This is a genomic window from Enterococcus innesii (genome assembly GCF_022846515.1).
GTDB lineage: Bacteria > Bacillota > Bacilli > Lactobacillales > Enterococcaceae > Enterococcus_D > Enterococcus_D innesii.
The window spans coordinates 2,732,073-2,755,711 of the sequence record NZ_AP025635.1; the positions used below are offsets into that span (position 1 = coordinate 2,732,073).

Consider the following 23,639-nt stretch of genomic DNA (forward strand, 5'->3'; position numbering starts at 1 on the left):
TCTTCCACACAGAGGGATGAGACAAGGAAAGGGGCGTATTATGTTAGCAATCATCGACTATGGTGTCGGCAATTTGTTCAGCTTGTCTCGTTCGCTGGACTACTTGGGTGTTGAGTGCCAAATCACGCGTTCACTAGCAGAATTAAAAGCTGCCGACCGCATTCTTTTACCTGGCGTAGGCGCTTTTGGCGATGCCCGCCAAAAGTTGGTAGAGTTGTCGCTGATCGAACCGATCCAAGAATTGGCAGCAACTGGCAAACCCTTTTTAGGCATTTGTTTAGGGATGCAGCTGTTGTTTGATAGTAGTGAGGAGTTTGGCACACATGCGGGGCTCGGTTTGATTCCAGGAAGGATCGTTTCCATGCAAAGCGCCTTTGAAGAAGCCAAACTGAATTTGAAAGTGCCACAGATTGGTTGGAATCGTTTGAATGTCAGAAAGGAAAGCCCCCTCGTCAGCGGGTTAGGGGAACAAGACTTTGTCTACTATGTCCACAGTTATTTTGCTGCTGATTGCCAAGAGTATGTCGTGGCAGACAGTGACTATGGTCTGGCGATTCCCGGTATCGTGCAAAAAGACAATGTCTTCGGCACTCAGTTTCACCCAGAAAAAAGCGGGGCTGTCGGGTTGAAGATTTTAAAAGCATTTACGGAGGTGCCGCTATGAAAATTTTTCCAGCAATCGATCTGTTAGATCAAAAAGTGGTCCGTTTGTACCAAGGAGACTATGAGCAAAAAGAAGTGTTTGGAGACGATCCAGTAGCATTTGCTCGTTCATTTGAAGAAGCGGGTGCCAACTATCTACACCTCGTCGACTTAGATGGTGCCAAAGCGGGCAAACTCCATTACTTTGATATCGCAAAAAACATCATCCAGCAGACCAATCTGTTTGTCGAAGTCGGCGGCGGAATCCGTGAGGAAGAAACGATCCAGCATTGTTTGGCAGCAGGCGTTCATCGGGTGATCCTCGGCACGATTGCCCAGAAAGACCCAGCATTCACAAAAGCGATGCTCAAGAAATACGGCGATAAGATCGCCATTGGGGTCGATGCCAAGGATGAAAAAGTGGCAGTGGAAGGTTGGCTCGAGAAAACGGCAACAGACGCGTTTACTTTTTGCCAACAATTGGTGGCATGGGGAGCGCAAACGATCATCTTTACCGAAATCTCCCGTGACGGTACAGGAGAAGGCATCAATCTGCCGCTATACGAAAAACTCAATCAATTGGATTGCGACATCGTGGCATCTGGCGGCGTGGCTTCATTGGCAGATATCAAAGGCTTAAAACAGTTGGGCATCTCTGGCGTGATCGTCGGGAAATCCTTATATAACGGCAGTCTCCAATTGGCCGATGTCTTAGCAGCAGGGGAGGCAGAAGCATGATCGCCAAACGAATCATTCCTTGCCTTGATGTGCGAGATGGGCGAGTCGTGAAAGGGGTCAACTTTGCTGGCTTAAAAGATGTCAATGATCCGGTGACTTTGGCGCGCTTTTACAATGAACAAGGCGCCGATGAGCTGGTTTTTTATGACATTACTGCTTCTGCAGAAGAACGCGGCTTATTCACGGACATTTTGCAGCGCGTAGCGTCAGAAGTGTTTATTCCCTTGACGGTGGGCGGTGGCATCAATCAAGTAGCAGATTTTGAGCGAGTCTTAAACTGTGGCGCCGACAAAGTCAGCGTCAATTCGGGAGCGCTTCGCCGACCAGAGCTGATCGCAGAAGGCGCGAAACGCTATGGCAGCCAGTGCGTTGTTTTATCCGTTGATGTTCGCCGCGTCGGGGAGAACTGGCATGTGTTTGCCAAAGGCGGACGGGAAGATACAGGCTTAGAAGCATTGGCGTGGATTCACCAAGCTGAGCAGTTAGGTGCTGGTGAACTAGTCATCAACAGCATGGATACCGATGGCGTGAAGCAGGGGTTTGATCTCGACTTGCTGAAAGCTGTCAGCGAAATCACCAAATTACCGATCGTCGCATCCGGTGGTGCTGGCAAAAGTGCCGATTTTATCGAGCTGTTTCAATTGCCAAATATTGAAGCAGGGTTGGCAGCCTCGATTTTTCACTATGGCGAGGTAAAAATCCCAGATCTGAAAAAACAATTACAGGCCGTCGATATTCCCGTACGAATCGTATAGCGTTGGCGTTTTGATAGGCAATAGAAGGAGTGGATAATATGGTGCAAGTACGATTTGATAAACAAGGATTGGTTCCAGTGATCGTGCAGGATGTGGAAACGAATGAAGTTTTGACCTTGGCTTATATGAACCAAGAAAGTTTGACCTTGACCTTGAAGGACCGATTGATGACCTTTTATTCCCGCAGTCGCCAAGAATTATGGCGCAAAGGAGAAACTAGCGGCAATTACCAGCATTTAGTATCATTGACCGCAGATTGCGATCAAGATGCCTTAGTCGCCAAAGTAAAAAAAGAAGGACCTGCTTGCCATACAGGCACAGAAAGCTGCTTTACAGAGGTGCTTTATGGTACAGAATCCTCTCCGACCATTGATGCGTTATATGAGCTGATAAAAGGTCGTAAAGATACCCCGCAAGAAGGCAGCTATACCAGCTACTTGTTTGAAAAAGGCAGTGAGAAAATCTTAAAAAAAATCGGCGAGGAAGCAACCGAGGTCGTGATTGGGGCGATGAAGGAAGACCGTCAAGAAACCGTTTATGAGATTGCTGATTTGGCGTACCATACATTGGTTTTAATGGCAGAAATGGGGATTGAGTTAGCTGCTATTCGCCAAGAACTTGCCAAGCGTCATGTTGTGGATAAGAAAGTCAAACAAGAACGGATGCAATAACGGTCAGGATTTTTCAGTAGAAAGAAAGCAGCTGACGATAAAAAAGAAGCCCTTCAGCCATTGCTTGAAGGGCTTTGCATCTGTGTGATAAAGTTGATCTGCTAGTACTTTGAGTGAGCACACAAAATGGCTATTTGTTTTCCAACTCTTCGATCAATTCTTTCATTTCCTTGATTTCTTTTTCCTGTGCGTCAATGATTTTTTCTGCAAGTTCTTTTACTCTTGGATCAGACAAATCGGCATTTTTACTGGTTAAAATCGCAATCGAATGATGGGGAATCATGGTTTTCATCCAGGCCGTATCTCCCACGGCAGTTTGGCTTCTGACCATAAACAGTGAACCAAAAAAGAGTACAACACTGACAACTAGAATGCCGATATTCATTTTCTTGTTGTCATACATCTTCCACATAAATAACAGCATGATGATCGCCATCATCGCGCCCATCATAAGTGCCATAAATAGGCGGGTTTGGCTGAAAAAGATATGATCGAGGGCGTAGACATTGAAATACATCATACAAAACATAATCACCGTCGATACCCCAATCATCACCAAAAATTTCCCGTATTTCTTCATTTCTTTCCTCTCCTTTTTGTATACAAAATAAAAACAATAAAGCAATCCAAAACATCATTGTAACTGATGCTTTTTTTCGTTTATTGTTCTGTTAGAAGAAATTTACTCCCTAAATCAAGTATAGCGGAGGAAGTGGAAGGAGAGAAGCGATATACATCTGAACGAGAACAATGGATTCTCAGAGTAAAAAAGCGAAAACAGGATTACTCGTCTAGGTTTATTTGTTATAATCAACCTAAGAAATGGATGGTGTATAGAATGAATCACAATGATCGCTTAACGCGTTTACGCTATGCTTTGGATATCAAGGATACCGACATGGTGAAAATTTTTGAACTTGGCGGCGCTTCTTTCGCAAAAGAAGAAGTAAGACAATTATTGAAGAAAAAAGATCCTGAGACCTACGAGATTGAGTGTACCAATGAAGCCTTTGAGCGTTTCTTAAATGGTTTGATTCGCTCGCAACGAGGAACAAAGCCAGATGCTGCAGAACCTGTCTTAGAGCTAAACAATGGCAATGTGAATAATTTGATGTTGAAGAAAATAAAAATTGCCCTTTCCCTCACCACGGATGAAATGCTGGACATTTTCCAGCAGGCTGGAGTTACGGTTTCAAAAGGTGAACTAGGCGCCATTTTACGCAAAGAAGGCCATCGCAATTACAAACCATGCTTAGACAAATATGCCCGCAACTTTTTAAAAGGATTGACGATCGAGTATCGGAGCAACAAGTAAAAATCTAAAAATAGGATGAGCTTACAAAATGGCCGTTAAAGAGATGCATTTTATGTGTCTTTTTTTTTTGAAATCTCATAGTATCAGCTCTTGTTGAACAATTATAAAACTGATGGGGTTCATACAAGGAGTAAAAATGAGTAACTCAACTGACAGATTATTCTTTTCAATTCTTTTTGTTGGAACTTGACGTACTCATTCACCACTGATACGAGAATTAATACCTACTAAATGAAAATACATGTTTAAAAGAGTATAATTACCTTAAAAATAAAGTTAAGAGGTAGTGCTATGTATAAGTTTCTTTTAACTAAATTAGACCAAGATGTCTATGAACTATTTGCGTATTTTTTTGAACAGGCGATTGATCGTGAACGATTGAGTGACCTTGCTGACAAAGTAAATCTGTCAAAAAGAAGAATAGCGCTAGTTTTTGAGCGGGCCAGAGACTTACAAAACTCCTATCCTTTTTTTGAGATCGATATGCATGAGGGGAGGGAGTTGGTGCTTTATTTTGCTCCTAATTTTTTATTATCCAAGCTCTATTCGGTCATGCTCTCAGAGAGTATGCCATTTCAAATTATAGACAGACTCTTTAGTGATAAATATGTGTCCTTAGAAGAAACCGCCCAACAACACTATGTCAGTAATCGCACCGTTCAAAGAAAACTCAAGGAAATTGAGAGTATTTTAGAAAATTACCAAATCAAACTTAACTTAAAAAGGAAGCCACTATTCGTGGGAAAAGAATACCGCATTCGTCATTTTTTCCATATTATGTATTGGCAGATCTATGATGCAACAAATGTCCGTCATTTCGGATTGTCGAAACAGAGCATTCGTTCCTTTAAGGACAAGTTAACGAGTTACCCCAGCTGCTATCGCGGTATTGATCAGGAAAAATTTGTTCAGCTGCTTGCGATAAGTCTTTATCGTTTAAAAAGAGGGTTTCCTGTGAATGAGATTCCTCAGGAGATGAAGGAAATGGTCCATCTCACGATTTCCTTTGAACAATTCAAAGAAGAGCTTATTAAACCATTGTTAAGAGATAACTTGATTCTAAATGACGTTCCAGAAGCAGAATTTCTTTTCTTATATTACATGTTCTCTGTAATGACGACGTATTTACCTGAAGAGATTCCTAGCCATCCATCAATTGACGATCATTTCTCAGAACAAGCACTAGCAACAGCAAGATTATTTGCGGAAACTGCTCAGAAGATCTTTCTTGTACCAGAAGGTGAGACTGACTATCTTCTTATTAATGCTTTGTACATTCATTCTGTTTCTGTTGTTTTTCCATCGAAAAACAAAATCGATGCTTTTGGAAAAACGACAACGGATAAGGACTATCGCAGAGTGTTTCCAAAGATTTTTCCACTTGTTCAGGAGCTGTATCAAACCCTTACCCAACAAACACCACTCTTTGCTAGTATGTACGCTGGCAATAATCGCTTGTTATTTCAATACAGCATGCTTCTTTCAATTGTAGCAAAGATCGATCGATCGACCGTGCGGATTTTTCATGAATCAAAATTCGGAAAAATCCAAGAAATCAGGCAAAAAGAACGGTTGAAACGCTGGTTTGGCTATACCCTATCTTTCGTTTCTGAGAAACCAGATTTTGTTGTGACCGATTATCCAGTCGATCGGCAAGCCTTTCTTGATCAAAATCCGAACGTCCAATTTTTTAAATGGAATAGCTTTCCAACTGGCGATCGTTGGCTAGAACTAATTGAGGCGGTGGAAACATTTCAGAATAGGTCCAATCAAAAATAAAAAAGTGATTGATTTATCCAAGTTTCAGCAAACAGTCAGTATTCTCAAATCTGAGAGTATTGACTGTTTTTCTTTATACCCAGAGGATATAAATTCGTTGAACAGGAGTGTTTCAGGTTCTCTTGAATGCCAACGAAGTTTGGAGGTAAATCAATTAGCTGTATATAACAGGACGTATTTTGTATTTAATCAGTCACATATTGACGCGTTTCCAGCTAAAAACCGTGTGATAATACAGACATACAATGCTAGAACAATTCCTTTTACATAAGAATCAACAGCTAAAATAAAGGAGGTGCTTACGATGGAGGAACCATTTAAGATCCACACATTGCAAGAATATTTGAACTTTTATATTGAGGAATCTGAACGAATTTTCAGTAAGTATGGGTATTTAAAACTCAAAGAAAAGATTCAAAAAAATTGTTTAGAAGTTCGCAGAGCAATTCAAGAAGTCAATCAAGAAAATTTTTTCGAACAGTTTGCAAGAATCAATACGCTTGAAGCAGAAATTTTGATTATTTTGGAGTGTATTGAGCTGCGGGGAAGTGATAATGTTGTGCCTTTTACTGAAGCGGAAATCTTGCAAGTGGCAAACGAAGACAGCAAGACTTACTTTAAAGAAAGATGTGGGCTGACTTTGACCGCCCCAACCCCGCACTCTTTGCATTTTTCGGTGGATTAGGAATTCATCAGTTGGTATGCCATGGTTGACGATTGAAGTCATACAAGGTCAAGAATAGAACAAGGCAAGTATTAGACAGCGTCTATTACAAAAAGAAATATAAAGGAGAAGCGAATGAAACGATATGATATCAATGAGGATTGGGCACTTTCAGGCGTGATCGAAGCAGGGAATTTTGTTTTTGTTGGCTACTGTGTGGGAAATATCGGACAGTCTATCGAACAACAGATTGTAGGAGCACTGGATCAATTGGAAGAACGCTTGAAATTAGTGGATTTGTCATTAACAGATGTAGTCAAAATGGATGTACTTTTTAAAGATGTTTTTGATATCCCGATTATGGAAAAGATTCTGAAAGAAAAATTCCATAGAAAATTTCCGGTGAGAAAATCGATTCAGACAGCATTTGCTCATTCGGGTGAGGTAGGGATCCTTTTTCAAATCGACGCCATTGCTTTCAAAGGATAACATGTCTGGGAAGCATGGAGGATTCAAAATTCGGTTTAGTTTTTCACCCTTAATCGCAGGAGAACTTGAAAGAACAGGGATTTTTGGCTGTTCCTATAAAAAGGAGTAATAAAAAGGAGGCTGAATATCCAGTCTCCTTTTTTAACCCTCTGTAACCATCTTTTCCTTAGAAATAATTGGAGTGTTCGATTGTTTCAAAGTTTTTTCATTAGGTACCCAAATAGTTTATAAAAATGGTGCACATCAATTTTAGGTAACAAATTATGTGATATTTTTTTATTTTATCAATGCTTTCAGAAACAGATGTATTTATATTCTTTTATTTTCGCTTTATAAAATAGGACTTATTTTGTCTTTTTCGTGACGATTGTTGTCGTGTCCGCACTTGAAAACCATGCAATAATGCAATCATAAGGAATGAGACTACGAACGCATTACATAGCTGTAAGACGGAGTTGTCAAAGGGCAGCTTTTTTTTAATTGGAAAGAGTGTCGTTGATTTCATTTACTTAAACTGAAAGAAGGAAAAATGATGATACCAGTGAAGAGAGAGCTTTTATCACGTATTTTGGTCAGCTCTTCTGTTTTTATATTAGGCAGTCCCTTGATTACCCAAGTATTTGTCAGTATTCCGGCAGCAGCGGAAACGATCACTACATCACCGACAGAAGAAACAACACTAAGTACTAACGAATTAGTACCTGAACAACAATCAGTCACAGCCGACCAAGCAGTAGTCGAAGAAACCGTTGATTCAGAAACACAAATAGAAAAAAGCGCAGAAGAACAAGCGTTAGCGGAATCATCAACAGCAAATGATTCTCAATCAGAATCATCCGCAGAGCAAATAGTAGAACAATCCACTGAGGCAGAAGTAACTGAGAGTGGTACAACATCTGATGAGGAGTTGAAAATAAAAGCAGCGGAATCAGACAATTTCCTTTGGTCAGGCAATTGGGGGACGGCGCCAGCAACATTAGATATCGAAGGTGTATTAACTGTAGGAGCAGGCACACTGTCTACCACCGTGGATCAAGTGATCCCATTAGATGATTCTCTCAAAAACATGGTCATCAAAAAAGTTGTTCTCACTGCGCCAGTCATTTTGCCAGCAAATGTGCCTGGTCTGTTTGAGAGCACCTCTCATTATGGAAAAGTTCCATCAGAATTGGATGAGATTGTTGGGCTGACTTACCTTGATACGAGTCAAGCAACGACAATGAATAGTATGTTTTATGGCTTTCGAGGAACAACGCTAGATTTGTCGAACTTTGATAGCAGTGGTGTAATAAGTTCTTTAGGAGCTGGGATGAACCAATTTTTAGCCAATGTTTGGTACTTAAAGGAATTGAAGTTAGGACCAAATTTTAGTTTTGTAGGATGGAACAATTGGTCAAGCAATCCCTATCCAGTGAACTTAGTTGACCCTAGTGGAATGTATGGTTTTCATTCCAGTTACTATACCGGCTATTGGCAAAATGTTGGGACTGGTACCGTCGAAGCGCCATATGGTGAAAATATATTGAAGTCACAGGAGCTAGTGTTGACCTATGATGGAGCAACGATGGCGGACACCTATGTGTGGCAGCCTCGGTTTATTGAAGGCGCACCAGTCACTATCAATTACTTAGATGAAGATGGTCAGGAATTATTGCCTCCGAATGTACTGACTGGTGGAAATATTGGCGATTCAATTGAAGTTGTTCCTGAAGATATTCCTAACTATACATTGAAGGAAGTACAAGGGGAAGAAAAAATTATTTTTAGCAATATTCCGCAAACGGTCACGTATATCTACAGTCCCTTGATAGAAACCAGGGAAGAAAGAAAAATTGTTGCACGAATCATTCACTATTTGCATGAAGACGGTATGGAAGCTGCCCCAGACCATGTGGATACAGTCGAATTTATTCGAGAAGTGATAACGAACCTAGCCACTGGCGAAGAAACGCTTGGTGAATGGCAAGCAAGAGATGATGATACAACCTTTGACTTAGTCAAGAGTCCAGAAATAGACGACTACTTTACAGATAGGGAATTTATTGATGAGGTCATGGATGTAAAGGCCGATTCAGAAGATATTGAAGAATTTGTCATGTACTCGCCAAAGATAGTTGAATCTACGGAAACCAAAGAAGTCAAGCGAATGATCCATTATGTGTACGAAGACGGCAAAGAAGCAGTGCCAGACAAAGTAGATACGGTTACCTTTACACGCACAGTGACAACGAATGAAGCAACAGGGAAAAATACCTATGGAGAATGGCAAGCTAAAGATGATGATACGACCTTTGACGAAGTGTTAAGTCCAGAAATTGACAAATACAATGCGGACAAAAAAACGGTTGTTAAAGTCACAGGTCTGACTGCAGAATCAGAAGATCGTGAAGTGACTGTCACTTATTCGCCAAATATGATCGAATCTACGGAAACCAAAGAAGTCAAACAAACGATTCATTATGTATACGAAGATGGCAAAGAAGCAGCGCCAGATAAAGTAGACACGGTTACCTTTACACGCACAGTGACAACGAATGAAGCAACAGGTGACAAAACTTTTGGTGAATGGCAAGCCAAAGATGATGATACGACCTTTGACGAAGTGTTAAGTCCAGAAATTGACAAATACAATGCGGACAAAAAAACGGTTGTTAAAGTCACAGGTCTGACTGCAGAATCAGAAGATCGTGAAGTGACTGTCACTTATTCGCCAAATATGATCGAATCTACGGAAACCAAAGAAGTCAAGCGAATGATCCATTATGTTTATGAAGACGGCAAAGAAGCAGCGCCAGATAAAGTAGACACGGTTACCTATACACGCACAGTGACAACGAATGAAGCAACAGAAGAAAATACCTATGGAGAATGGCAAGCTAAAGATGATGACACGACGTTTGACGAAGTGTTAAGTCCAGAAATTGACAAATACAATGCGGACCAAAAAAGGGTTGATAAAGTCACAGGTCTGACTGCAGAATCAGAAGATCGTGAAGTAACTGTCACTTATTCGCCAAATATGATCGAATCTACGGAAACCAAAGAAGTCAATCAAACAATCCATTATGTGTATGAAGACGGCAAAGAAGCAGCGCCAGATAAAGTAGACACGGTTACCTTTACACGCACAGTGACAACGAATGAAGCAACAGAAGAAAATACCTATGGAGAATGGCAAGCTAAAGATGATGATACGACGTTTGATGAAGTGAAAAGTCCTAAGATCGAAAACTACGCACCAGATAAAGTAAGTGTGGAGGAGGTTTTAGGGGTAAATGAAGATGATAAAGATTCTGAAATCACTGTCACCTATGCAGCAAAAATGGAAACAAAAATTGAAACAAAGACAATCAGAATAGTCGTCCATTATAATTATGAAAATGGTGATTCAGCAGCAGAAGATCATACTGATGAAGTAACCTTCACGCGGACGGTTACCACAAACTTGGCGACAAATCAAACAACTTATAGTGAATGGCAAGCCAAAGGTGATGATACAACGTTTGATGAAGTGAAGAGTCCTGAAATCAAGAACTATCACGCAAACAAAACAAGCATTGATAAAGTCACAGGTTTGACAGCAGAATCAGAAGATCTTGAAGTAACTGTCACTTACTCACCAAACATGATCGAATCTACGGAAACAAAAGAAGTCAAACAAACGATCCATTATGTGTATGAAGACGGCAAAGAAGCAGCGCCAGACAATGTAGACACGGTTACGTTCACACGCAAAGTGACAACGAATGAAGCAACAGGTGACAAAACTTTTGGAGAGTGGCAAGCCAAAGAAAACGATACGACGTTTGATGAAGTGAAGAGTCCTGAAATCAAGAACTATCACGCAGACAAAACAAGCATTGATAAAGTCACAGGTTTGACAGCCGACACCAAAGACCGCGAAGTAACTGTCACTTACTCACCAAATATAACTGAGTCAACAGAAACCAAAGAAGTCAAACAAACGATCCATTATGTGTATGAAGACGGCAAAGAAGCCGTGCCAGATAAAGTAGACACGGTCACGTTCACGCGGACGGTCACCACCAACGAAGCAACTGGTGACAAGACCTATGGCGAATGGCAAGCCAAAGATGATGATACGACATTTGATGAAGTGAAAAGTCCTGAAATCAAGAACTATCGCGCAGACAAAGCAAAAGTCGAAGAAGTCACTGGGCTGACAGAAAAATCAGAAGATCGCGAAGTGACGGTCAATTACTCGCCAAACATGACCAAATCAACAGAAACCAAAGAAGTCAAACAAACGATTCATTATGTATACGAAGATGGCAAAGAAGCTGCTCCAGATAAAGTAGACACGGTCACGTTCACGCGGACGGTCACTACCAACGAAGCAACTGGTGACAAGACCTATGGCGAATGGCAAGCCAAAGATAACGATACGACATTAGATGAAGTGAAAAGTCCTATGATTAAGAACTATACCGTCGATAAGGAAACAATCGAAGCAGTTACAGGAGTAGCGGTTGATAATCAAGACATCGAAGTCACCGTTATGTATATGCCAAAAATGCAAACCGCAACAGAAACTAAGGAAGTTAAGCAAACCATTCATTATGTGTATGATAATGGCAGCAAAGCGGCGGACGATCATACCGATAAAGTCACGTTCACCCGTGAGATCACAAAGAATTTGGCAACTGGTGTAGTTACCTATGGCGAATGGAAGGCAAAAGACAACGACACGACTTTTGCCGAAGTTTCCAGCCCAATGATTGAATATTGCACACCAGATAATGAGTTGATCAAAGCAGTTACAAATATTCAACCCGATGTAAAAGATACCGAGTTGACTGTGACTTATAAAGCGAATACGGAAACGAAAGAAGAAAGCAACGAGGTTTCTCGGACGATTCATTATGTCTATGAAGATGGCAGCAAAGCGGCAGAAAGTTATACGGAAACTTTGACCTATACACGTAATGAAACAACCAACCTGTTGACGGGTGAAATCGTATATAGTGACTGGGCAGCCGCAAACGATGACACGACATTTGATGAGGTGAAAAGCAAGCAAATTGAGGGTTACACGGCAGATCTTACGACGGTTAAAGAACAAACAGGAATGACTGCAGAAGATGAAGATACAGAGCTGATTGTGACGTATACAAAAAACACAACAGACGAAGTCGATCCGACAGACCCATCAAAAGAGTCAAGCAACACGCCAAATGATCAGACAAAACCAGAGGATGAAACACCATCTATTGGTGAGAAAACAACGACTAAAGTACAAGAAACAACAAAAACAGCAACTAGTGAAAAAATTCTTCCGAAAACTGGAGAAGAAGCCAATCCCTTCATATTATACGCTGGAGTGACTATGGCGGTATCATCCCTGCTAGCATTTTTCTTAAGACAGAAACGAAAATAAGGAATCAGAAATAGCTTTCTTATGAAATGGAATAGAGTACTGACGAAGTAGGAGACTACTGATAATTTCCAATACTAATTTTGGAAAATTATCAGCAGTCTTTTCATTATGATTTGAAGCTTGTTCAAGTACTATCACACACCAAACCTTCTGACCACTTCAATAGAAAAACTCCTTCGTTTTCTGAAGAAAATTATGATATGATTTTGTGACAGAGACACGCTATGAAAGATAAAGGGAGGGATGGAACGATGAAGATAAAACAAGTGAGTGAAAATTATGATATTACCCCGCATACTCTTAGATACTATGAACAGATTGGTTTATTGTCACCCAACTATACTGAGAATGGCTATCGAGATTACTCATACGAGGATATTGAGCGATTAAATACTATTAGAGATCTGCGTTTTTTCGATGTGTCACTTGAGGAAATTAAGAACTACTTGGATACAAAGAATAAAGCGTTGACCAAAGAAATCCTGCATTTCGAGATGGAGCAATTAGAAGACAGAATCCATGCGTTAAAAGAGAAACAAGATTTGTTAAAAGAGCGAATTGACTTGCTTGTCTATGCTGAAAAAAAGCAAAACCATGAAATTGAACGTACTTTTTATGAAGAACGCTACCTTGTTTTAAGTCAAGAAAAAGATACGTTGGGGAAAGACCTGTACTTTGAACTTAAGCGCCTGCACAAACAATTTGAAAAAGAGCTCCATGCCAATAATCAAAATGTTTTCGGAACGATTTTACTGCCGCACGAAGACGCATTTAGGCATCAAGTTTTCTATTGTCTGACAAACGATTTGGCAGATGAGAAGGCATTTACAATGCCTGCAGGAGAGTATCTCGCTATTTATTATACGGGCACATATAAGCAGCGTTTAGCTGCTTTAGCAGAACTAAAAAGTTACCTAAAGAAAAATAGACTAATCGCGAAAGGGAATTTTTATGAGTTCTACTTGATTGATTTTCATGAGACGAATTTACCAGAAGAATACGTGAGTAAAATAGAAATTCTCCTTGATCAACCCGATTAAAACGGGATCGATCAAGGAGAAACGTATCTATTGGTACTTAGTGATTCAGCAAGTTTATCGATAAGATGACTTATGAAATAGAACTGTTCTTATTTCTCTACTTTGGTATCCATTGAGTAGGCGGGAACATTTTCCTTTAGAATGACTCGTGTTACGTGCTTTTCGGATTCTACTAACAAGAAAAGGAGAGTTGCTGGGAGAACACTGATAAGCAATTCGGATACAGTTAAAGAGGTGGTCTGTAGGATACTTTGCAATGGTGAAAAGTAGACCATTCCTAATTGGAGAATTGCCATAACAAGTAATGAGTAAATCAAGGCTTTATTCTGCTTGATTTTGTTACTGAAGGCTGAATCCGTGATCTCACGACAGTTAATCATGTAAAAAGCTTGACCGAAAACGATCGCATTGATCAAAACGGTTTGTCTGACAGCTTCGTCGCTGAATGCATTCATCGTTAGAAAGCCGAAGAAGGTCAAGAGTAGGCCAACATAAACGATTCGAAAGAGTGTATAGTTGGAAATGATTTTTTCTTTCATATCTCGAGGTGCACGATTCATGATCATTTTGTGAGCTGGTTCAAAACCTAACGCATAGGAGAGTGTAATTGACGCAACTAGATTTAACCAAAGAATCTGCACGGTACTTAGTGGTAAAGGGAGATTTCCCAACATAGAGACGATCAGCAAAAGCCCCTGGGCCAGACAGGTTGGCAAATAGAAGAGGATCGTCTTTTTTAAGTTATCAAAAATTCGACGGCCTTCTTTGATTGCTTTTGCAATTGTTTCAAAATTATCGTCAATGAGGATCATGTCGGCAGCTTGTTTACTAACATCGCTTCCTTTAATCCCCATTGCGATCCCTACATCTGCTTTTCTAAGTGCGGGTGCGTCATTGACCCCATCACCAGTCATTCCAACGATTTCGCCTTGTTCTTGTAAATAAGTAACGATCATAAGCTTATGCTCCGGTGTCGTTCGGGCAAAAATATTGGTATTTTTTACCACTGTTTGCCACTCATCTGTGGATAAACGATCCAGTTCAGTTCCAGTGATTGCTCGTTCAGAATGGTCGATTCCTAATTTTTTGGCAATCGCTTTTGCGGTCGTTGGGTGATCTCCGGTGATCATTACGACTCTGACACCGGCTTTTTTACAATCTGCTACCGCTTCGATCGCTGATTCTTTTGCTGGATCGATAATGCCAGCTAATCCGATGATTACGAGTTCGTCCATCTCCTCATGAGTCAATTCTGTCGTTGTATCAATATCCTTATAAGCAAACGCGATCACTCGTTGTCCCTCTGAAGCAAAAGCCAAGTTGATCTTTTCCCACTGTGCATGATCAAACTCCGCTATCTGCCCATCAATATGTGCAGCAGTTGCTTTATTTAAAACGATATCTGGAGCACCTTTTACAAAAATCCGCTTTTTCCCATTGATCAGGTGGCTTGTTGCCATATACTTATATTTTGAGTCAAAAGGTAATGTTTCTAGACTCTTGATCCGCGGTGTGCCAATACGATTGGTCCAACGTAATAACGCTAATTCTGTTGCATTTCCGGTCACTGGACAGTGGCGATCATCGAAACTCTGTGTTTCTTGACAGTTTTGCATGATTTGGGCTAGTAGTTCATTGTTCGAAAGATCTGTTTGGTCTTCATGATCAATCACTGTTACCTGATTATTAGAAAACACATTGGTAAGGGTCATATCGTTTTTGGTCAAAGTACCTGTTTTATCAGAACAGATGACTGTCATTGAGCCAAGTGTTTCGACAGTAGGCAATCCCTTTACGATCGCATTTTGATCCGACATATTTTTCACGCCGGAAGACAAAATAATCGTCAAAATAGAAGGCAATCCCTCAGGAATAGAAGAAACGATCAAAGCAATGATTGCTGATACGATATACATCGGACTCATGCCATAAATGAAGTAGCTGATCAATCCTAATAAGAAGATAAAGACGCCGATCCCTTTAAAAATAGCATGATTCATTTCGTTCACTTTTTTCAATAGAGGGGTTTCTTTCACTTCAATGGTTGCTAAAGAAGCATTGATTTTACCAATCTCAGTGTCCGAACCAATTTCAACAACGATCCCTTTTCCAGTTCCTGACTGAACTTGGGTACCCGAATACGCCATATTGGTTCGTTCAGCAAGTGCTATTTGCCCCTCTAAATGAGCAGTTGTTTTTACGACTGCGTCAGGCTCTCCAGTTAGAATCGATTCATCGATTTTTAGTTCATTCACGGTTTCCATACGCAAATCAGCAGGAATAATATCACCCGGTGCTAAATAAACGCGGTCCCCTGGAATCAAATCTTCTGCATCAATTGAAAGACGTCCGTTTTCAGATTCGATTGTCGCCTTTGAACTAAGCAATTTTGAAATGCTAGATAGTGAATCATCTGCTTTTCTCTCTTGGTAATAACCAATCATTGCGTTTAAAACGACAACGAGTAAAACGATCGCTCCTTCAATTAGACTTCCCGTCATAAATTTTAAAACAGCTGCACCGATCAAGACATACATTAACGCATCATGGAAGTAAGATAGAAACTTCTTCCATTCGGGTGTCTTTTCTGATGCTTGTAATTTATTTTTCCCGTGTTTTTCTTGATACGCTTTACGAACCTCATTTGTGACAAGCGTCTCACTTGTCGCTGACTGCACCTTGTCAATATCCAAATTATGCCATTGTTTCATTATTTTCCCTCCGTTTTCTTTACATGAATAGCATAAAGGTTAGAGTGACTATAAGGTCAAATGTTTTTTGAAAATATTTTGTACCTATAGGCTAATTTCAAAAAAATCTTTAGATGGGCTGAAAAAGGCGATTTGGATCCGTGTTTCGTTATAGGAGTCAAGGCGCTTGATTGATGAAGGTACCTACAAAAAGGCTAGCAAAACTATTATCAAAGGGCTAAATCAGTGGCCACTGGTAAACTTGATGCCCAAAATACCAACTATTAATAAGATGACGAAAACCCAAGTCAGGAGAGACAGCTGGTCTTTAAAGAACACGACCCCCACAATAATCGATCCCACCGCGCCGATGCCTGTCCAAACAGGATAAGCGATACTTAATGGTAGATTTTTGACCGCTAAAGCCAAGAATCCAAAACTGAAAATCATTCCGATGACCGTTGAAAAACTGTACCAAAAGTGGCTAAACCCGTTGCTCAGTTTCATGGTAGATGCCCATACGACCTCAAAAAATCCTCCTAAAAATAAATAAATCCATGTCATAATTTGTTCTCCTCCTCAAAAAAAATAAGCATTCAGTAAACTCTTCAAGGACCTAATGAGTTTACCAAACACTTCTATCACCCGGTGGTGGTTTGGATATTCAATTAATGTAACAATAATAAAATATTAGTTGAAAAGAGGCGAAATGTCAACGATAAGCGAAGTCAGCTATCAAGTTTTTTTCAAGAACGAAAGGTAATTTTGTCGTCTAGATAGCCAAGGAAATCAAGGTTCAATCAGTTTGTCTTTGACTAGCCATTAAGTTATATTTTAGCAAGTAATTAATAATAGTTGTAAAAAGAAAAGATGTTAGGAAAACTAGTTATTAATCATACGTAAAGTTATATTATCAATTCTTAATTTAGATTCTAATCAAAAGATCCAATTCAAAATTACTATATTTTTCTAATAAATAAAAAAAATAAGCAATTTTGTTTAAAAAAGCTTATACTACTTTTTGACTAATCTTGTAAACTTATATATGGGAGGGCGTATTTCTATGTTGTCAGAAGAACTATTGATTGATAGGTATCGTTATGAGTGGGTAATTCTTAAATACATAGAGAATTATAAAAATCATTATTGTACAGTTTCAGAATTAAGTAAGATTTTGGCTATTTCTAGCTATAAAGTTGAAACTTACATAGATGAATTGAATACGTATTTGAGCTTAATTTCCAAGGATACTGCAATTTGTATCAAAAAATCAGGAGAAATCACTTGTGCTAATCTCGACTACGTAACGGTAAAGAAAATAAGAATTAAGTTTATGAAAATTTGTGAACTTTTTAATATTTTGGATAATTTTTTCATTAATGAGATTCCTATGAAAAAGCAAGTTGCTTTGCTTCACAGCAGCCAGACAGCTAGCTATGTGAAGTTTCGCCATTTAAAGTCTTTATTAAATGAAGAAAACATTTTGATTAAAAAGAGCAGAATTATTGGGAATGAGTTGAGCGTACGCAGTATATTTTTTAGTACTTACTATGAATTATTTAACGGCATTGAAAATCCTTTTCCAAAAGAAATCCGTCAAATGACCGATAAAATTATAAAGCAATTTTCATCACAATATATAGTAACTATCCCCAGAACAAAAGAAATAAAACTAGCAATCTTTATTAGTATTTGGTTCATTCGAATAAAAAATAAACATTTTATACAAGAGAATTATGTGGACTATGTGAAAAATGATTTCACGAAGTGGTTGAAAAAAGCGATAAACAGTGACTCTTCGATCGACGATGAGCAGTTAGAGAATGAAATTGGTTATTTTTTGATGTTCTGTCATTTTGAAATCGACAATGAACAATTCGTTACGAAGTTTAGGACATTTGATTTGTATCGAGAAGCAGTTAAGTTAACTCAAAAATTTATTTCTATGTTTTTTGACACATTCAGTTATGAAATAAAAGATGATTTTATAGAGAAGGAACTAACAAATATACATATTAAATGGTTAGTTTATCGCTTTAAAAATCAGTCATTCATTATCAAAGGGAAGTTTAATTATTTTCAGGAAACCAATCCAGCAATTGATAAATTTATTCAGGATTTTTTTCGGGAAATAGAAAAATCCACTTTTTTCCAATCTGATTCCGAGAAAAACAAGCTTTATTATGACTATCTTTTCTTATTAGTTACGCAGCTACCCATGGAAAAAATTGAGACACCTTTAAATATCTGTATTGATTTTTCTCATGGGAATAATTACAACAGCTATATAAAAATGATGCTACAGTCGTTACAATCGATGAATCTTATCTTTGAAGCCAAAATTAGTAATAATACCAAGTTATTTCTTTCGGACTGTGCCATGGATAAATTGAACTGTGAACAACTTATTTGGAAAAAACCGCCAACATCTAATGATTGGAAGGAACTGGGAGAGTTGCTAGTAAAACTAAAGGAGGTAGCTTTTGAAAGATAAATATTTTTCATGGGTAGTTTTGCCCTTTTTTCTAATCAATCAATTGAGTTTTTTGCCTAGCGAACATATGAAAGAAGAAGAACCTGTATACGCGTTTGAAGTAGGTTCCAATGAGAATGAAATCGTCGTTGAGAATGATTCAGAAAAATTAGCAAAATACAGAAAACAAAAGGAAAATTTCCTCTCAATTGAGCAACAATTAACAATGTTAACGGAACAACCTTATTTGCCTTCAAATGAGAAACCCATTTATTTAGGAAAAATTTTAGAAAGCATGTCTGGAGGAATTTTATATGGAAGAAAGTACACGGAATATTTACATAAAAGATAGTAGTTGAAATAGATGAATCTTATAGCGACGGTATAAAAATGTCAGTATGCAACACATTAATAGTATAGAAAAGGAATCGGTGAATATGAAAAGAAGAATTTCTACTTATTTTAGCCTTTTAGTAATTGTAACATCTATCTTAGTTGCGCCATTGCACGCGATTGCTGAAATGAGTATTGGTGAAACCCAAGCTACACAAGCCACAAGTGAGACGAGTGATGTAACAAATAGAACAAGTGAGTCTCAAAGTGAAACATCAACCACCATATCAAGTGGATCGGTAGAATCTACAGATTTACAGAACACAGAGGTACAATCAGATCTTAAATCAGAAACTTTACAGACTTCGGAGAAACAATCAAGAGCGCCAACCATTGCTCCATTTTCAGCAGTTGATGATGTGATCACTTCCTTTAGTATCACGGATGAAAATGGAGATCCTCTGACGGAAGCTGTTGGACAGTGGGAGACATTTCGAATCAATGGGACGTTTGATCTACCAAATAACCAAGTAAAAGAAGGAGATACGACAACGATCACCTTACCGTCTGAACTTAGATTTGGTAGTAACGAATCGTTTGAACTAAAAGATTCGAATGGAAACATCGTCGCCAATGCAACCGTTCTGTCAGATTCAAAACAGATTATTCTGACCTATACAGATTATGCAGAAACCCATTCAGATATACATGGCTCTTTTTATTTTTACGCGGGCGTTGATTCAACAATTGTTCAAGAGGAACAGACAATCACGACGACGATTGATGTTGAAGGAACGACCTTTCCAATTGAAATTGATTATGCTGGTATAGATACAACCACATATCCTTTAACGAAATCTGGTTGGTTTACAGACGGAAGTGATCAAACGATTCAATATTATGTTGCAATCAATCGAAGTAGCGGTAATTATCCTGATGCTACGATCACCGATGCGATAAATAGTCAGGCTGTCACTTATGTTCCAGGTTCGTTCATTATTTATAAAGGAAAGTGGCAATTAAATGCTGCTGGAAATGATTGGGAATTAGTAAATCGTGTCAACGTGACTGGAGATTATGAAATCAATATTTCTAGTGATCAACGATCATTCTCAATAGATTTTGGAGATATTGGTAGTGAAGATCAATATGCAATTTACTATAAAGCAGAACTAGCCTATACACCTGTTGATGGAGAGAATGTCGTTAATACGGCTGTATTGACATCAAATGACGTAGTGATAAAGGATGGCATTGCCTATACAAATTACCAAAAAGGAGGAGGCGAAGCCGAAGGATATAATTACACGGTAAGTATTATTAAAACGAATGAATCAGGGGAAGTTCTTTCTGGTGCACAATTTGAAGTTCTACGTGAGTCAACGGGACAAGTTGTAGGAAAATTGACAACAGATGACGAGGGGCGAGCTTCTATCAATGATCTTCTGAAGGATAATTATACGATAAAGGAAATAAAAGCTCCTGCGGGTTATGAATTATTGGATCAGGTACTAACTGTTACCCCAAGCGACTTTGGCAACGATAAAGAAGTGACGAAAACTGTTGTAAACAAGAAAATAGAAAAACCTGTCGCTTTGACTCTAGAAGCAAGTAAAGAACTAACTGGCAAAGCACTAAGTGCGGATGAATTTCAATTCCAACTGTTGGATGAGCAAGGAGAAGTGCTCCAAACTAAGAGCAATGATGCCAACGGAAAAATTTACTTCGATGCAATCGACTATGACCAAGCAGGAACATACAAGTATACGATCCGAGAAGTCGCAGGAACAGATAGCACGATCACCTATGATGACACAGTCTATCATGTAACGGTAAATGTGGAGGATCAAGCGGGGCAATTAGTGGCAAGTCCAAGCTATGAAGGCAGTGCTATTTTTAAAAATAGCTACAATCCCGCAAAAGGGAGTGCGGTTCTAGAAGCAAGTAAAGAACTAACTGGCAAAGCACTAAGTGCGGATGAATTTCAATTCCAGCTGTTGGATGAGCAAGGGGAAGTGCTCCAAACCAAGACCAATGATGCCAACGGAAAAATTTACTTCGATGCAATCGACTATGACCAAGCAGGAACATACAAGTATACGATCCGAGAAGTCGCAGGGACAGATAGCACGATCGCCTACGATGACACAGTCTATCATGTAACGGTAAATGTGGAGGATCAAGCGGGGCAATTAGTGGCAAGTCCAAGCTATGAAGGAAGTGCTGTTTTTAAAAATAGCTATAATCCCGCAAAAGGAAGTGCGGTTCTAGAAGCAAGTAAAGAATTGACTGGCAAAGTACTAAGTGCGGATGAATTTCAATTCCAACTGTTGGACGAGCAAGGGGAAGTGCTCCAAACCAAGACCAATGATGCCAACGGAAAAATTTACTTCGATGCAATCGACTATGACCAAGCAGGGACATACAAGTATACGATCCGAGAAGTCGCAGGGACAGATAGCACGATCACCTATGATGACACAGTCTATCATGTAACCGTAAATGTGGAGGATCAAGCGGGGCAATTAGTGGCAAGTCCAAGTTATGAAGGCAATGCTGCTTTTAAAAATAGCTATAATCCTGCAAAAGGGAGTGCGGTTCTAGAAGCAAGTAAAGAACTAAGTGGCAAAGCACTAAGTGCGGATGAATTTCAATTCCAACTGTTGGACGAGCAAGGGGAAGTGCTCCAAACTAAAAGCAATGATGCCAACGGAAAAATTTACTTCGATGCAATCGACTATGACCAAGCAGGAACATACAAGTATACGATCCGAGAAGTCGCAGGAACAGATAGCACGATCACCTATGATGACACAGTCTATCATGTAACGGTAAATGTGGAGGATCAAGCGGGGCAATTAGTGGCAAGTCCAAGCTATGAAGGCAGTGCTATTTTTAAAAATAGCTACAATCCCGCAAAAGGGAGTGCGGTTCTAGAAGCAAGTAAAGAATTGACTGGCAAAGCACTAAGTGCAGATCAATTTCAATTCCAGCTGTTGGACGAACAAGGGGAAGTGCTCCAAACCAAGACCAATGATGCCAACGGAAAAATTTACTTCGATGCAATCGACTATGACCAAGTAGGGACATACAAGTATACGATCCGAGAAGTCGCAGGGACAGATAGCACGATCACCTACGATGATACAGTCTACCACGTGACCGTGAAAGTGGAAGACCAAACGGGGCAATTAGTGGCAAGTCCAGCGTACCAAGAATCGATTATTTTCAAGAATACTTATGTATCACCAAAACTTGGGAAAGTAACTCTGAAAAAAGTAGACAGTGAAACAGGAAAGCTACTGGCAAATGCAGAGTTTGAGCTGCGAGATTCGAAAGGAAATATTGTACAGAAAAAAATAGTTACAAATAAAGATGGAAAAGTTGAGATAAGCAATTTAGACATAGGAGAATATCAGTTAGTTGAAACTAAAGCGCCAGATGGGTATCAAATCGATAAAACCCCTATCAAATTTTCAATAAATGATCGTTCAATTAAAGCAACCAGGGAAAAAGTGTTGGAGAAAGAAAATGATAAACTGAAGAAATCGAATAATGAGACATTACCTAAGACAGGAGAGGTTTTCAATCCATTATATGGTTTAATTGGATCAATTTTGATCTTTATTTTCGCACTGTTGGTTTTAAAAAATAAAAAAAGTAAGAACTAGTTTTACTCGTGTTTGATTAAACACATACGAAGAATTGAATTCGTATAGAGTTAATACCAATAACTTTGGAATACAGTTCTTTGATAGATAGGTACTATTTTTAAGGAAGAAGTTGATAAATTCACTTCTTCTTTTTTTACTATATGATCTTTCTTTAAGATATGAGATGATTAGTGAACCAAAAAGTTTACACTAAGGAGCATAAAATGAAGGTATTGATTGTTAATGGCCATCCTGATAAAGCAAGTTTTTGTTCAGAGATATACAAAGTGTATAAAGAAAATATTGATGCGAGTAGTCACGATATTGCTCATTTAAATTTAGGAGAACTATTTTTTGATCCAGTATTACGCTATGGTTACCGCACACGTATGACTGTTGACCCAATCATAGAAGAATCGCAAAAACTGATTCAATGGGCTGATCATCTTGTTTTTATATATCCTATTTGGTGGAGCTCCATGCCGAGCCTCCTAAAAGGATGGATTGACCGAGTCTTCACACCAGGTATCGCTTATTCCTCGAATTACTCTGGATTTTTCTTAATGAACTACATACGCGGAAGACAATTCAAGAAGCTTTTAAGTGGCCGAACTGCCGACATTATTGTAACGAGTATGGCTCCTACCTTTTTCTATAAAATATTTAGCGGTCCAATTAGCGTTCCTGATAGTTACGGTATATCTGTATTAAAAAATGCAGTTCTGAGTCATTGTGGAATAAAAACAAAAAAAATTCTTGTGCTGGGAAATATGAGAAGAGAAAGTAATACGATAAAAACAAGGATGAAATTTTTACAAGCAGTTGAAAAAAGAGCAAAAGGTCTATAGAAGTTAAGTAGATGGTATGCTAATTCCAAATTTAGCGGAGGCAAATCTTTTTATGAGTTACATTTATAATTCAATAGTGCTTTGTGCAACCAATATGTATTAAGTGAAATTTAATGTGAAAAACCGAAACGAAAAGATTAGGATAAACAGT

Annotated in this window: 17 protein-coding genes; 14 read left to right on the forward strand and 3 right to left on the reverse strand. The window is 39.0% G+C overall.

Translation table 11 applies throughout. The features are described from left to right. The first annotated feature begins 40 nt into the window (after positions 1–40). Genes hisH through hisIE form a run of 4 tightly spaced genes read left to right on the forward strand, consistent with a single transcriptional unit; the run spans position 41 to position 2,806 of the window. On the forward strand, positions 41–664 hold the full coding sequence (hisH, locus tag ENLAB_RS12745; protein WP_244351462.1) for an imidazole glycerol phosphate synthase subunit HisH: 624 nt from the start codon (positions 41–43) through the stop codon (positions 662–664). Beyond that, positions 661–1,380, forward strand: a complete 720-nt coding sequence (gene hisA, locus ENLAB_RS12750; protein WP_244351465.1) for a 1-(5-phosphoribosyl)-5-[(5-phosphoribosylamino)methylideneamino]imidazole-4-carboxamide isomerase — start codon at positions 661–663, stop codon at positions 1,378–1,380. The genes hisH and hisA overlap by 4 nt, the downstream gene beginning before the upstream one ends. Continuing rightward, complete coding sequence (gene hisF, locus ENLAB_RS12755) at positions 1,377–2,135, forward strand: imidazole glycerol phosphate synthase subunit HisF (protein ID WP_142962996.1); 759 nt, start codon at positions 1,377–1,379, stop codon at positions 2,133–2,135. The genes hisA and hisF overlap by 4 nt, the downstream gene beginning before the upstream one ends. 38 nt (positions 2,136–2,173) lie before the next feature. Further along, positions 2,174–2,806, forward strand: a complete 633-nt coding sequence (hisIE, locus tag ENLAB_RS12760; RefSeq protein WP_244351467.1) for a bifunctional phosphoribosyl-AMP cyclohydrolase/phosphoribosyl-ATP diphosphatase HisIE — start codon at positions 2,174–2,176, stop codon at positions 2,804–2,806. 130 nt (positions 2,807–2,936) lie between these two features. Here the strand turns inward: hisIE and ENLAB_RS12765 are convergent, their stop codons facing one another. Then, complete coding sequence (locus tag ENLAB_RS12765) at positions 2,937–3,386, reverse strand: DUF305 domain-containing protein (RefSeq protein ID WP_244351468.1); 450 nt, start codon at positions 3,384–3,386, stop codon at positions 2,937–2,939. Positions 3,387–3,644: 258 nt separating this feature from the next. Between ENLAB_RS12765 and ENLAB_RS12770 the strand changes: the two genes are divergently transcribed. The 6 genes from ENLAB_RS12770 (at position 3,645) to ENLAB_RS12795 (ending at position 13,491) form a co-directional block, all read left to right on the forward strand. Further along, a complete protein-coding gene (locus ENLAB_RS12770; protein WP_244351469.1) occupies positions 3,645–4,121 on the forward strand; it encodes a YehS family protein in 477 nt (158 codons plus the stop codon). 291 nt (positions 4,122–4,412) lie between these two features. After that, positions 4,413–5,900: a helix-turn-helix domain-containing protein gene (locus tag ENLAB_RS12775; RefSeq protein WP_077453997.1), complete on the forward strand. Its 1,488-nt coding sequence runs from the start codon at positions 4,413–4,415 to the stop codon at positions 5,898–5,900. A 304-nt stretch (positions 5,901–6,204) separates the two neighbouring features. Next, entirely contained in the window at positions 6,205–6,585 is a 381-nt protein-coding gene (locus ENLAB_RS12780) for a DUF7006 family protein (protein WP_077453996.1), read from the forward strand. A gap of 114 nt (positions 6,586–6,699) precedes the next feature. Beyond that, positions 6,700–7,053, forward strand: coding sequence for a RidA family protein (locus tag ENLAB_RS12785; protein ID WP_077453995.1), 354 nt, complete (start codon positions 6,700–6,702; stop codon positions 7,051–7,053). A gap of 529 nt (positions 7,054–7,582) precedes the next feature. Further along, the gene (locus tag ENLAB_RS12790; RefSeq protein WP_244351472.1) at positions 7,583–12,451 is read left to right on the forward strand and encodes a mucin-binding protein; all 4,869 of its coding nucleotides are present in this window, start codon (positions 7,583–7,585) and stop codon (positions 12,449–12,451) included. 251 nt (positions 12,452–12,702) lie between these two features. Next, positions 12,703–13,491 carry a MerR family transcriptional regulator gene (locus ENLAB_RS12795; protein ID WP_244351475.1) on the forward strand — a complete coding sequence of 263 codons (789 nt, stop codon included), beginning with the start codon at positions 12,703–12,705 and terminating at the stop codon, positions 13,489–13,491. A gap of 89 nt (positions 13,492–13,580) precedes the next feature. Here ENLAB_RS12795 and ENLAB_RS12800 read toward each other — a convergent pair whose 3' ends face one another. Together ENLAB_RS12800 and ENLAB_RS12805 are read right to left on the reverse strand one after the other, a co-directional pair. Next, entirely contained in the window at positions 13,581–16,202 is a 2,622-nt protein-coding gene (locus ENLAB_RS12800) for an HAD-IC family P-type ATPase (RefSeq protein WP_244351478.1), read from the reverse strand. A gap of 222 nt (positions 16,203–16,424) precedes the next feature. After that, positions 16,425–16,745 carry a DMT family transporter gene (locus ENLAB_RS12805; RefSeq protein ID WP_077453606.1) on the reverse strand — a complete coding sequence of 107 codons (321 nt, stop codon included), beginning with the start codon at positions 16,743–16,745 and terminating at the stop codon, positions 16,425–16,427. A gap of 499 nt (positions 16,746–17,244) precedes the next feature. Here ENLAB_RS12805 and ENLAB_RS12810 point away from each other — a divergent pair, with 499 nt between their 5' ends. From ENLAB_RS12810 to ENLAB_RS12825, 4 genes are all read left to right on the forward strand, one after another. Continuing rightward, positions 17,245–18,675 (forward strand): helix-turn-helix domain-containing protein, encoded by a 1,431-nt coding sequence (locus ENLAB_RS12810; protein ID WP_244351480.1) that lies wholly within the window; start codon positions 17,245–17,247, stop codon positions 18,673–18,675. Continuing rightward, on the forward strand, positions 18,665–19,006 hold the full coding sequence (locus tag ENLAB_RS12815; protein ID WP_061053836.1) for a hypothetical protein: 342 nt from the start codon (positions 18,665–18,667) through the stop codon (positions 19,004–19,006). Before ENLAB_RS12810 ends, ENLAB_RS12815 begins: the two co-directional genes overlap by 11 nt. 85 nt (positions 19,007–19,091) lie before the next feature. Beyond that, positions 19,092–22,658: a Spy0128 family protein gene (locus ENLAB_RS12820; RefSeq protein WP_244351481.1), complete on the forward strand. Its 3,567-nt coding sequence runs from the start codon at positions 19,092–19,094 to the stop codon at positions 22,656–22,658. A 206-nt stretch (positions 22,659–22,864) separates the two neighbouring features. Then, a complete protein-coding gene (locus ENLAB_RS12825; RefSeq protein ID WP_077453601.1) occupies positions 22,865–23,488 on the forward strand; it encodes an NAD(P)H-dependent oxidoreductase in 624 nt (207 codons plus the stop codon). The last annotated feature ends 151 nt before the right edge of the window (positions 23,489–23,639 follow it).

Excerpts from the sequence above, each read along its gene's own strand:
- ENLAB_RS12820 (WP_244351481.1), top strand. The coding sequence starts at position 19,092 with ATGAAAAGAAGAATTTCTACTTATTTTAGCCTTTTAGTAATTGTAACA.
- hisIE (WP_244351467.1), top strand. The coding sequence starts at position 2,174 with ATGGTGCAAGTACGATTTGATAAACAAGGATTGGTTCCAGTGATCGTG.
- hisA (WP_244351465.1), top strand. The coding sequence starts at position 661 with ATGAAAATTTTTCCAGCAATCGATCTGTTAGATCAAAAAGTGGTCCGT.
- ENLAB_RS12770 (WP_244351469.1), top strand. The coding sequence starts at position 3,645 with ATGAATCACAATGATCGCTTAACGCGTTTACGCTATGCTTTGGATATC.
- ENLAB_RS12795 (WP_244351475.1), top strand. The coding sequence starts at position 12,703 with ATGAAGATAAAACAAGTGAGTGAAAATTATGATATTACCCCGCATACT.
- ENLAB_RS12780 (WP_077453996.1), top strand. The coding sequence starts at position 6,205 with ATGGAGGAACCATTTAAGATCCACACATTGCAAGAATATTTGAACTTT.
- hisH (WP_244351462.1), top strand. The coding sequence starts at position 41 with ATGTTAGCAATCATCGACTATGGTGTCGGCAATTTGTTCAGCTTGTCT.
- ENLAB_RS12800 (WP_244351478.1), bottom strand. The coding sequence starts at position 16,202 with ATGAAACAATGGCATAATTTGGATATTGACAAGGTGCAGTCAGCGACA.
- hisF (WP_142962996.1), top strand. The coding sequence starts at position 1,377 with ATGATCGCCAAACGAATCATTCCTTGCCTTGATGTGCGAGATGGGCGA.
- ENLAB_RS12825 (WP_077453601.1), top strand. The coding sequence starts at position 22,865 with ATGAAGGTATTGATTGTTAATGGCCATCCTGATAAAGCAAGTTTTTGT.
- ENLAB_RS12775 (WP_077453997.1), top strand. The coding sequence starts at position 4,413 with ATGTATAAGTTTCTTTTAACTAAATTAGACCAAGATGTCTATGAACTA.
- ENLAB_RS12790 (WP_244351472.1), top strand. The coding sequence starts at position 7,583 with ATGATGATACCAGTGAAGAGAGAGCTTTTATCACGTATTTTGGTCAGC.
- ENLAB_RS12805 (WP_077453606.1), bottom strand. The coding sequence starts at position 16,745 with ATGACATGGATTTATTTATTTTTAGGAGGATTTTTTGAGGTCGTATGG.
- ENLAB_RS12765 (WP_244351468.1), bottom strand. The coding sequence starts at position 3,386 with ATGAAGAAATACGGGAAATTTTTGGTGATGATTGGGGTATCGACGGTG.
- ENLAB_RS12810 (WP_244351480.1), top strand. The coding sequence starts at position 17,245 with ATGTTGTCAGAAGAACTATTGATTGATAGGTATCGTTATGAGTGGGTA.
- ENLAB_RS12785 (WP_077453995.1), top strand. The coding sequence starts at position 6,700 with ATGAAACGATATGATATCAATGAGGATTGGGCACTTTCAGGCGTGATC.